The organism is Pantoea sp. 9140, assembly GCF_000745295.1.
Taxonomy (GTDB): Bacteria; Pseudomonadota; Gammaproteobacteria; order Enterobacterales; family Enterobacteriaceae; genus Pantoea; species Pantoea vagans.
In genome coordinates this window covers 393847-405687 of the sequence record NZ_JQNO01000002.1, presented here as the reverse complement: position 1 = coordinate 405687, position 11841 = coordinate 393847, and the positions used below count along the sequence as shown (strand labels likewise).

Here is an 11841-nt window from a genome sequence, read left to right as displayed (position 1 = left end):
GGTTAACTGACAAAGGAGATCGCGATGCAAACTGAAATGACAGCGCAATGCCACTGCGGCGCAGTAGCATACCGGGTAACGCTGAAGGATGGATTCAACACCGTGCGCCGCTGCAACTGCTCGTTTTGCCGGATGCGCGGCGCGGTGGTGGTATTTGCGACAAAGGTCGAGCTGACGCAGGGTGAAGCACAGCTCATAGAGTATCGCTTCAACAGCAAAGAGGTGGGCCACTACTTCTGCTCCGTCTGCGGCATTTATACCTTTCACCAGAGCCGCTCGCAGCCCGATCAGTTTGGGGTTAACGTCGCCTGCTTAGAAGGTGTTTCACCTTTTGACTTCACCGATGTGCCGGTTTCCGATGGCATCAACCACCCTAAAGATGGCGGCGCAGGCGGTGTAGCCGGTCATCTGATCTACACCCCCACACAATCCTGAACGATCGCAGTCTGAGTTAATCGCGGGTGGGCATGCCACTGAAGCGGGTAATCGGCTTCTGCTCTTCACGGTCAATCTGCTTTGAGAAGACCTCCAGCGCGGCGAAGATCGGCCGCAGCCCGCGCCAGAGATCCTCGTCATTAAGTAACCGGATAATGCCGCGGATGCCCGGCGCGGCTTTGTCCTGACGCGCTTCATCGCGCGCCGGTTTGACCGCCATCGCGGCATCACGAACCGCCAGCAGCAGATGATTAAATCGCTCTGGTGGCACGCTGCCCAGCGTCATCATCAGCAGCGAAAGGTTCTGAAGCGCGTTCTGGGTGCCGGGCTGGTTAAGACCTGAGACCAGAATTTTCCCCACCTCACTGTTTGACTTAACCAGATCGTTCGCCAGCCGCAAAAAGCCATGCTGGTGGAGATTTTCAAGCAGATCATCCATCTCCTCGCGGGCGGTCGGCTCGGTGCGTGTCGGCGTGACCTGATATTTCATCCGTTCTGCCATTAAAATTTCTCCGGTTTTTCGACGTGTTCAGGCGGTTCACGGTAGCCAGCCTGCTGCCATTTTTGTTCAATCGGCAGGTGATCCAGTGGGGTTCGACTGCCGTGGCGGAAGTTGTGTAACGGCAGCGGATTGGGCTGCGTCCGCCGTTCGATTCGCTTCATGTTCACGGCAAGCTCTTTATAAGCCGGTGTGTTGACGTCGGGATCGTGATGTTCGCCGGTGAGTGCGTTGACGCCATCCTTACCATGATGAATCGGCATAAACAGCACGTTACCCGCTACACGCCCGGTGATAACAACCGGGACATCCATCGAGCCGCGCCTTGAGGTAATGCGCACCCACTCTCCTTCGGTCAGCGCGCGCGAGGCAGCCAGTTCCGGTGAGATCTCAACAAAGGCATTAGGCGACAGCGACATCATGCGGCCACCCTGCCCGGTCTGGTTCATCGACTGGAAATGCTCCAGCATCCTGCCGTTATTCAGCAGCAGATTGTACTCTGCATCCTCCTGCTCGGCAGGCGGCTGCCAGCTCAGCGGATAAAGCCGGGCTTTGCCATCCGGGAAATTGAACCGTTCCGTGTAGAGACGCGGCGTGCTTTCACCTGCGGCACTGACCGGCCAGAGCTGCGACTGCCAGCCGACCAGCAGCTCATAGCTGACGCCAGCGAAAATATCTGCAATGCCCGCCGCTTCCGCCATGATCGCGCCCGGATTCGGGTAATGCCACGGGTGACCGAGGCGCGCGGCGAGTTCGGTGAAGATCTGCCAGTCTGGACGACAGTCACCCAGCGGTTTCATAGCCGGGGAAAAGTGCTGAATTCGCCGCTCGGTGTTCACAAACGTGCCCTCTTTCTCCACGCTGGGCGCACCGGGTAGCACCACATCGGCGAATTCGGCCGTACGTGACATGAAGATGTCCTGAACCACCATAAACTCCAGCCTGCTGAAGGCAGCATGCACATTATCTGAATCAGCATCGGCAAACGCGGTCTCTTCGCCGGTGATGTACATTGCGCGAATTTTGCCTTCTCCCGCCTCCTGCACCATTTTGAAGTTATCCGCGCCGGGCTTGTCAGAGAGTGCATCAGGAGAGACGCCCCATGCACGCGCCCATTTTTCCCGCACCGCGTCGTCAGTGACTTTTTCATAGCCGGGATAGAGGTTGCTCAGGCAGCCGAAGTCGCTGGCACCCTGCACGTTGTTGTGTCCGCGCATCGGGTAGCCGCCGGTGCCAGGCCGGCCATAGTTGCCGGTGACCAGCAGCAGGTTCGACAGCGCCGTGCTGGTGTCGGCCCCGTGGCTGTGCTGGGTAATCCCCATCGCCCACAAGATGCAGGCGCTGCCCGCCTGGCCGATCATCTCCGCCGCCTCTGTGAGTTCGGCTTCGCTCAGGCCGCAGATCTCGCTGGCATAGTGGAGCGTAAAGGCATCGAGCGAGGCGCGGTACTCTTCAACCTGATTAACCCGCTGTGCCAGAAACGCGTCATCCGCATAACCGTGATCGAACATATATTTCGCCATCGCCGAGGCCCAGACGAGATCGGTGCCAGGCCGGATGCGCAGATAGCAGTCAGCCCGTTCCGCCATTTCGTGACGGCGCGGATCGACAACCAGCAGTTTCTGGCCTTGATGTTTATGGCTCTGTTTGATGTGCGAAGCGATAACCGGATGGTTCTCGGAGAGATTGCTGCCAACCAGCACAATCAAATCGGTCTGCTGCAGATCCTCAATCGTTCCGGCATCACCGCCGTAGCCCACGGTGCGGAACAGCCCTTCTGTGGCCGGGTTCTGACAATAGCGGGAAGAGTTATCGACATTGTTTGTGCCGAAGATTAAGCGGGCGATTTTCTGGGTCAGATAGGCTTCTTCATTACTCGCCTTGCTGGAGCCGATAAAGCCTATCGCGTCACCGCCATAGTTCTGCGCAACGCCACGTAGTCCATCAGCAACCCGCTGTAATGCCTCATCCCAGCTGGCAGGCCGGAAGCGGCCATTCTCGCGAATCAGCGGCGTTGTCAGGCGTTCCGGACTGTTGACGAAATCCCAGCCAAATTTGCCTTTAACACAGGTGGAGATGCCATTGGCTGGCGCTTCGGCAACCGGCTGTACTTTCAGGATATGGCGATCGCGGGTCCAGATTTCAAAGCTGCAGCCCACACCGCAGTAGGTGCAGACCGTTTTGGTGCGTTTGATTTCAGACTGACGCAGCGCCACGTCAATTTTTGACACGCCGGTAATTGGCTCCATGCCGATACTGTTTTCCAGCGTTTTCACAAAGTCGATAAGCGGACGCTTCAGCCCTTCATCCATGGCGGTAAACGGTCCCGCATCGGGCTGCATGGTTTTTTCCAGCAGTGCATTGCACGGGCAGACCGTAACGCAGTGCCCACAGCTGACGCAGCTGGAACCGGCAATTTCGGTGCCGCCATCCCACAATACGCGTGGGTGCGCCTGGGTGTAGTCAATGGAGAGCGTCTCGTTGACCTCGACATTCTGGCATGCCTCGACACAGCGACCGCATAAGATGCACTGGTCAGGGTCGTAGGTGTAAAACGGATTGGAGTGATCTTTCGCGTAAGGCTTGGGCTGATGAGGATAGTACTGAATCGGAATGTGCATATCGGCTACGGCGTTATGCAGCGTACAGTCACCGGTATTGTGTTCGCAGACGGTGCAGTAAAGCTCATGACGATTAAGCAGTCGATCCATGCCCTCCTGCTGCGCGGCTTTCAGCGCACTGCCCTCGCTCCGGACCGTCAGACCTTCTTCGGTACGAAGCGTACAGCCACGAACCCGCTCGCCATTGGCATCGACCCAACAGACATCACAGCTTTGCAGCGGCGTTAACGCCGGGTGATAACAGACATGAGGCAGTTTTTTCCCCTGAGCATCCAGAAAATCGATAAGCGGTTGATCAGCTAATCCTTTTAATCGTTCACCATTGAAAACAATGGTGCAGTAATTTTCACTCATATGAGCCTCATGACGACATGGCGGATAGCGCTGGGCTGGAAAAAATATCCCCGAAATGAAAGGGTTGTCTTCCAAGCGTAGTGAGTATTATCAGCCGCGCCATGAATACCGCTACGCTTATTGAGGTTAATCGCTGACAGTTAAGGCTTTTTTAAAATGTAATGACTTCTTACCGGATGAAATCAGGGGTTTTTACGACTGCCTGGTGGGAACGACAAAAAAGAACTCTTATGCTGCTAAGCAATGAACATCCGGCTGCTAATCGTCGGGTTTAATAAATCTATTTATGTATGTTGTAACTATCACGTGTGGGCAGCAACCCTTTTTTTTGTATGACGCGGACATCGCAGCACTGCTTAGTGCCGGAGTAAGTTAACCACTGATTGCCCGTTACCGTGCCGCTTATTCCAGAGATGAATGACGCACTGGCACGAACTTATTACGGCATCATAAAAGCGTGGAGTATTTAATTCGGTGTGCAGTTTATGGACTATTTCAGCGAATAGCGATCGCTATTCTGCTGGCCGCAATTGAGAGCTCCGTTGATTGCACAAACAGGACGCTCTGATTACAGCCCAATAACCATCAGATCGGAAAAACGACGCTCAGCCCAAAGAATAACGCTCACGATTTAATCATATCGATCAGTGATTTATCTTATTTTTAACATGCTGTTAATTATAAGATGATAATGATAACTGTTATGGTAATATCCTGATAACCCTGCCGGATGCTCACTGTTCAGGGCCTCTTGACGCGTCATGTTTAATTTAATTATCAGTAAAACTCTGGCTGGAATGAGGTCCCTATGAACCCCATTGTATATATTGTTGACGACGACGTTGCTGTGACTTCAGCATTGCGTAATCTGCTCACCGCCGACGATTACACGGTTATCTCTTTTTCATCGGCAGATGATTTCCTGACTCATGCTATCCCTCCCCTTCCCTGTTGCCTGATTCTGGATATCAATCTGCCCGGCGCAGATGGATTCGATGTTGCTCAGGCGTTGCTCGATCGCGGTTACACAATCCCCACCATCTTTTTAACCGGTTTCGGAACCATTCCGGTCACGGTGCGGGCGATGAAAACCGGCGCTTATGAGTTTCTGACTAAACCGGTAGATCCCGATCGTATGTTGCAGGCAGTAGCGGAAGCGTTGCGCATCGCAGAACAGAATATGGCGTCCTCTGAGGAGCGGCGAGAGATATTCCAGCGGCACCAGACCCTGACGCCGCGTGAAAGCGAGGTAATGCTGCTGGCGATCAGTGGCCTGCTGAATAAGCAGATTGCCGCCGAAATGGGCGTCAGCGAGATTACGGCTAAAGTCCACAAGCGGCGGGTGATGGAGAAGATGAATGCGCGCTCGCTGACCGATCTGGTCCGTGCAGCTGAGCGGCTCAATATTGACCATACCCGCCGTCGTTAAGGCCAGCACCTGAAGCTGGCCCGCACGCTTATTCCAGTGGCAGCGTAAACCAGAAGCGGCTGCCGCCTTCTGGCCGGTTCTCGGCGCCTAACTCTCCGCAATGCTTTTTGATGATCCCTTTACTGATGGTTAATCCCATACCCATGCCGCTTTTCTTGGTGGTGTAGAACGACTCAAAGATCCGTTCACGCACGCCATCAGGCAATCCGCAACCGCTATCCAGCACCTCAAATCGCAGCGTGTCATCCGTAGGATTCTCGGAGGTGAGGCGCAGCAGGGCCGCGCGCGGTAAATCATCGGACATGGCATCGATAGCATTGATGACCAGATTAAGCAGCACCTGCTGAATCTGAACGCGGTCGCAGAAAATATCTGCCCTGGCCGCTTTGAGTTTCAGTTCCAGTGAAATGCCCCGCCGTTCCAGCTCGATCCGTGAGAGCGCCAGAATATCACGGGCGATCAGATGCAGGTTTTCCGGCGCAAAGCTCGGTTCATGATTGCGGGTCAGCGCCTGCAGACCACGAATAATCTCTCCGGCACGTTTACCCTCTTTAATAATCTCGTTCAGACTGCTGCTGGCATTTTCCAGCATCAACGGCTCACGCTTTAACCAGCGCAGGCTGGCACCGGCGTTTGCCACAATTGACATCAGCGGCTGGTTAATTTCGTGGGCGATGGAAGCAGTCAGCTGCCCGACGGTGGTGGCCCGTGTGACCCGAGCCAGATCCGCCTGGGCCATACGCGCGGTATCTTCTGCCTGGCGCTGTAAAGTGATATCCGAAATGGTGCCGAAATACTCTTTCACCTCGGGGAAATTGTCTACTGGTTCGCCGATACCCTTGATATAGCGGCATTCCCCATCCGGCCGGAGCACACGGAACTCAGCCTGCATACTATGCCCCTGGCTGACGCTAAGCGTGACCAGTTCACTGATGCACGCGTGATCATCGGGATGAACGCGGGTCAGAAAATCTGCCATCGACAGCCCTTTTTGTTCAGCTGGCAGGCCAAGAATACGGCCATATTCTTCAGAGACCATCATCATGTCCTCTGTCACTTCCCAGCGCCAGGTACCGGTATGGCTGATCTTCTCGCCGAGCATCAGCGAGGTTTTGCTGGCTCGCAGCTGCTTCTCAACCCGCCGCCGATGCGTGTTCTCCTCAAGCAGCTCCGCGTAGAGCCGTGCGTTTTCCAGGGATACGGCCGCCTGCGCACTCAGGGTTTTCACGATGTGGGAGTGCTCAGCTGTAAACGCGTCGGGCATCAGGCGATTCTCCAGATAGAGCACCCCGACCATGTTGGCCTGCCTGAACATCGGGACACACAACACCGCTGCGCCCGAAGCCACCAGATAGGGATCCTGGCTGAAGGGACTGAACGCCTCCGGCTTGCCGGTGCGTATCTCCTGACCGGTACGGATCACCGCTGACAGCACGGATAAAGGCAGGTCGGTGGCGAGAGGCCGCTCTTTGACAATCTGCACCCGTACCCCCTCTGCCATGCTCTCTGCCCAGGCCTGCGTCTCCGGCAGGTTGCCATCCAGAATCCGGATGAGCCGACAGCGCTGAGCACCGGCCCGTTCCAGCAGCATTCGCATCAGGGTATGTATCAACCGATCAAGGTTGATCTCCTCCGTCAGGGCGCGCACGGCGGTCAGCACGCTTTCCATGTCATAAAACGCAGCATCCTGAGTAAACGGAATCGTCGCCAGCGCGCTGTTTTGCAGCGGCGCAGACAGATGCGGATAGCGCTGCTCCAGCTGACGCACCATCGCCTGCGCACCCCAGTTCTCCCAGCTTCCTGTTGCGGCTTTAATATACGCATCTGCTGCGATATCCAGCTGCAAAGCCTTATAACAGCGGCCTGCCAGCTGATTCGCCAGCGCATGAATGTGCAGATACCCCGCCTGTCTGGAGAGACGAATAGCCCGTTCATACTGCTGCAGCGCTTCGCCCGTGTTGCCATCAAGACGCGCACACTCGGCCCTGAGCAGAGCATATTTGTCTGCAAACAGAGCGGGGTTGAGGTCTGCCCAGTCAGCAAATTTATCGAGATGGCCGCGCAGCGCGTTGCTGTCAGCCGCTTCAGGCTGGTGACTCAGTGACAATGCGCTGTAGAAATGAAAATCCATCAGATAGATATAAGCGGGCACTGCGCTAATCAGCGGATGAACCGCCTCAAAACAGCGCAGCGCCTCCCGGTATTCAGCCGCGAAGAAATGCGCCATTCCCCGATAGAGACCGGCCCAGAACCGCACCATCGCTTTAGGGCCGGATATCGGCCCCGGCTCACTGCCCGCCACCAGCGGCAAAGAGGTGACACGATCCTCTGCCCTGAATCCATTACTGTTACGCAGTTGCATCACCAGTTGCTTCTGCATCACCAGCACGTTCTCGACATCGGGATAATACGATTTGCGGGTAAACGCGAGCCCACGCTCAATGGAGGTCAGCACTGACTCAAGGTGATCGCCGCGTGTCAGCGTATTCATGATCTGATGACGCAGCGAGAGGCAGGCAAAAGAGCGGTCGCCATGCATCACCGCCACGCGAAAACTTTCGCGGGCACACTCCACGGCGACCTCCAGCGGCTGTGTCCAGATCCCCACCTGATCGAGTGGCAGCAGCGTGCGTGCTTTGTAGCGGATAAAGTTATGCTCTTCCACCAGCTCACGCGCCACACGGCCACAGGCATAGCTAAACTGCCAGGCCTGATAGCGGTCGCCAGTCAGTACGCTGAACCAGGCGAGACCAAACGCAGAAGCCCCAGTCATGCCCTGGTCCAGCGTCATCTCCAGCATCCGGCAGACCAGCATCAGATGCAGCTGCGGGCAATCGTAGGCGGAAACAAAAATGGTGCTGGCCATCAGGTTCAGCACCGACTCCGTTTCGGCATTATTGTTCAGCGGAAGCCATGAAAAAGCCGCTTGCGGGGAGTCGCCGATGCGCGTCCTGAGCGACAGCCAGGCGGCGTCGATCTCTGCGTCTTCCGGATTGCGGTTGAAATGCTCACCAAAGACCGCCAGCCAGGCGAGAGCGGTTTCCAGCGCCAGATGATTGTCAGACTGGCGCATATGAATTTCAGCAGAGAGACAGGCAGCCCTGGATTTTTCACTGAGTGTGCCAGGCTCACGCAGCAGTCGGGTGCAGAGCGATTGTGCGTTGCTGAGATTACCGTGCAGAAACTCGCACTCTGCCTCATCCAGACCCAGCATAAAGTCATTACCGGTCACCATCCGCTGGCTAAGCCGCTGGGCGGTGCGCAGATAGCGCAGCGCCGAGAGGTAGTCCCCGGCACGCTTTGCCCCCTGTGCAGCGCGCAGACAGAGCGGATAATACCGCTCACGCTCTGCGACACTCAGCGGCAGTTCAGCAATCATGCCAATGTGATAAACCGCCCGGAACAGTGTTTCACTGTTATCCGCCGTCATCACCGCATCTGACAGCCAGGCCGCCGCCTGCTGGTGAAGATGCTGTTGCTGTCGGCGGTCGGGCAGTAAAAATGCCGCGTTGTGAACCCGATCGTGGGTAAAGGCGTAGTTGCCGCCCGTCAGGGCGATAAAACGGCCACTGACAGCAGGTTCAAGCTGCTGCTGAAGCCGTGTAACAGGCGTCCCGCTGATATGACTTATCAGGGAGAGTTCGCCGCTGGCGCCCAGGCAGGCCAGATCGCTCAGCAACTGCCGTGTTATCTCCGGCATCCGTACCAGCTGATTCAGCACCAGCGTTGCCACGTTGTCGGTGTACTGACGCGCAATCAGTGCCTGGCTGTCGTAATGCCATTTAAGCGGGTTCTGACGAAAGTAAATGACCCCATCGTCCACCGCCTGACGAAAGAACTCCTGCACAGAGAGCGGATTGCCCCCGGTTTTGTCGAAAATAATCTGTGCCAGTTCGCGATGGCCACCGGGACGGGTATGCAGCCTCCCCGCCAGCCAGCGGCCAATGCTTTTCACGCTTAGCGGCTGCGGCGTCAGCGCCACAAGCCGCGCCGCGGATTCTCTGATCCGCAGCAGAAAACCGGCAATCATCGGACAGGGCATCGATTCGCCCTCCCGGAAAGCGAGCACCAGCATAAAAGGCAGATGTTCACTTCGAGTGATCAGCGTTTCCAGCAGTTGCAGCGTGGCATTATCTGCCCAGTGAACATCATCAATCAGCATCACCAGCGGGCGACCCGGCGTGGCAAAAGCCTCAATCAGCGCACACGCCATCTGGTTAAACTGCTCGCGGGCGTCCGTGGCGTGGCGTACCACGGGCGGCAGTGTCCGGATATTCAGCAGCTGTTTTAATTCAGGCACCAGCTCAATGGCTAAATCGGTATATCCGCCCAGTAACCGCAGCAGTCGCCCCCGCCATTTGCTGACTTCCGGGGCTGACAAACCCAGCAGATAGAGCGTGACCGTACGAAACGCGGAGGCGATTGCGGCATAGGGGGCGGCTGGCGAATGCTGATCGGCCTTGCTGGCGGCCAGCAGAATCTGTCGGTGCTGCAGGTTTTTCAGTGCAGAGGCGATGATGGCAGATTTCCCGGAACCGGGTGCCCCGCTCAGCATCACCAGACTCTGCGTGCCGCTGCGGTTGACCGCCTCAAGCGTGGTCAGTAATGCGCGCGCCTGTGGATGCTGCGTGAACAGCATCTCGGGGCGGAAACTGCTGCTGAACCGCTCCTGCAGACCGGGCGTAAACGGCGCAATGGTATTTTCGGCAGTGAGGGTCGCCTGACAGCGGCGCAGATCGGCCATCAGTCCCTGCACGGTCTGATATCCCTCTGCGGGCGACTTTGCCAGCAGACGCAACAGAATCACCGAGAGCATCGGCGGCACATCGTCTCTGACCTGATCGGCGGGCCGGGGTGCAGTAGCAATGTGATGATGAATCCACTCTGCTTCACCCGCGTCGGGTGAGCCAAATGGCAGTCTGCCGGTCAGGTACTCATACAGCACGACACCCAGGCTATAGAGATCGCTGAGGCTGCTGACCGGATGCGGCGTGCGGCCGGTATGCTCAGGAGACATATAGGCCAGCGTACCGCCTGAAGCGCGCAGACTGGTTTTGTCCGCCGACTGCGCGGCCAGCGAGGCCAGTCCAAACCCGCCCAGGCGAAAGCGCCCCTCGTCAGTCACAAAAAAGTGGCCCGGCTTGATATCGCCATGCACGATGCCCTGATGATGCGCCTGACCGAGCGTGTAGCAAAGCTGCAACGCAACCTGCAGAAAGTCAGCGATGTGTTCAGGTGGCGTGGCGAGATTGTGAGCCAGCGTTCGAAACGGAAACGAAGGATAAATCAGGGCATAACGATTGTGATAACGGGTGGTGCCGGTCGCGGTGATTGCCCAGCGCGGTGAAAGATAGCCTGCCAGCGCACGCTCATTTTTGAGCCGCTGCGTCGCCTGAAAGGTGACGTCGTCACTTTGACTGGTGGCGATAATTATGGATTCACCAGACTGACAGCGCGCCAGCATCCAGAGCAGACAGCCATCCTGCGCCAGCGGCGTCAGCGTGTCGAAATGGTCAATCGCGATCCCTGCGTCGTCACTTTCCTGGACATTAACCGAAAGCATACTCATCAGCGGGCTTCTCCCCTGGATAACTCGCAACGGATCAGTGTCAGCAGCGTATCAACATCGATGGGCTTTCGCAAAAACGTGACCGCACCCAGGGCGATGGCATACCACAGGGTGGTGTCATCCAGGTCTGCCGAAATAAAAATAACCGGGGGCAGTTCTGTCTGCTGTTTCAGGAGAACAAACAGCTCAAAGCCGGACATGCCCTTGAGTCCGACATCAATGATCAGCATGCCCGCCTCTGAAAGGGCATCGTCATCGCTCAGGAGTGCTTCACCGGACTCATATAAGCGCGTCGGGTAGCCGTCTGAGTGCAACAGGTTGCTCAGTCCACTGCGGACCGCGCGTTCATCATCAACAATGATAATACGCTGTGACAGCGCCATGCCGTTATTCTCCGGAACGCCTCACCGTGCGGTACGCGAGGACTTAAGGGGTGTTATCGCCATCGGGTGGCGGTGTTCCACTGATTTTTGGCACACACTCATGGCGAAACCACTTCAGCGTCACCGGCTGACGGCGTAGCAGACGTTTAGCCAGCGGAATGACCTGTTCACCCAACAGCATGCCGAACAACCCCACCAGAGCAATAATCGGCGGAGCCGGGGAGTTAACGTTAATCAGCGCATAGATTACCCCGGCAAGCAGGCCCACCGTGAGAGAAATAATGTAGGATTTCAACATGTTCAGCTTATCCGCAACGGGTGTGTTTCAGGCTGATCGCTGAGCGACTGCAGGACGGTCGCATGCGCCGCAGGTATCATCGCCTGCACCAGCGCCCCGCCCAGTAACATTCCCAGCAGGCCCACCAGCGCAATCGCAGGCGGAGCGGGTGAACGGACCTTAAGCAGGCCGTACAGCACGCCAATCAGCACCCCTGCCGTCAGGGAAAGAAGTAAAGGATTCATGACCGGACTCCTGTGATGCCCGTCTGCTG

The 11841-nt window shown here is 56.7% G+C and carries 8 protein-coding genes; 2 read left to right on the top strand and 6 right to left on the bottom strand.

What is annotated here, in order from left to right:
* Nucleotides 1-24: 24 nt before the first annotated feature.
* On the top strand, nt 25-435 hold the full coding sequence (locus FA92_RS21165; RefSeq protein ID WP_033785070.1) for a GFA family protein: 411 nt from the start codon (nt 25-27) through the stop codon (nt 433-435).
* 16 nt (nt 436-451) lie between these two features.
* On the opposite strand, the gene FA92_RS21160 is transcribed toward FA92_RS21165, so the two are convergent.
* Nucleotides 452-937 carry a DUF1641 domain-containing protein gene (locus FA92_RS21160; protein WP_033785069.1) on the bottom strand — a complete coding sequence of 162 codons (486 nt, stop codon included), beginning with the start codon at nt 935-937 and terminating at the stop codon, nt 452-454.
* Nucleotides 937-3909 (bottom strand): formate dehydrogenase subunit alpha, encoded by a 2973-nt coding sequence (gene fdhF / locus FA92_RS21155; RefSeq protein ID WP_033785068.1) that lies wholly within the window; start codon nt 3907-3909, stop codon nt 937-939. Before fdhF ends, FA92_RS21160 begins: the two co-directional genes overlap by 1 nt.
* A gap of 808 nt (nt 3910-4717) precedes the next feature.
* Between fdhF and FA92_RS21150 the strand changes: the two genes are divergently transcribed.
* Nucleotides 4718-5338, top strand: a complete 621-nt coding sequence (locus tag FA92_RS21150) for a response regulator (RefSeq protein WP_013196236.1) — start codon at nt 4718-4720, stop codon at nt 5336-5338.
* A gap of 28 nt (nt 5339-5366) precedes the next feature.
* Here FA92_RS21150 and FA92_RS21145 read toward each other — a convergent pair whose 3' ends face one another.
* Genes FA92_RS21145 through FA92_RS21130 form a run of 4 tightly spaced genes read right to left on the bottom strand, consistent with a single transcriptional unit; the run spans nt 5367 to nt 11812 of the window.
* Entirely contained in the window at nt 5367-10907 is a 5541-nt protein-coding gene (locus FA92_RS21145) for an AAA family ATPase (RefSeq protein ID WP_033785067.1), read from the bottom strand.
* Nucleotides 10907-11290 (bottom strand): response regulator, encoded by a 384-nt coding sequence (locus FA92_RS21140; protein WP_033735675.1) that lies wholly within the window; start codon nt 11288-11290, stop codon nt 10907-10909. The genes FA92_RS21145 and FA92_RS21140 overlap by 1 nt, the downstream gene beginning before the upstream one ends.
* 43 nt (nt 11291-11333) lie before the next feature.
* Nucleotides 11334-11588 carry a XapX domain-containing protein gene (locus FA92_RS21135; RefSeq protein WP_033785066.1) on the bottom strand — a complete coding sequence of 85 codons (255 nt, stop codon included), beginning with the start codon at nt 11586-11588 and terminating at the stop codon, nt 11334-11336.
* Between the two features lie 2 nt (nt 11589-11590).
* A complete protein-coding gene (locus FA92_RS21130) occupies nt 11591-11812 on the bottom strand; it encodes a DUF1427 family protein (protein ID WP_033785065.1) in 222 nt (73 codons plus the stop codon).
* Nucleotides 11813-11841 lie beyond the last annotated feature (29 nt).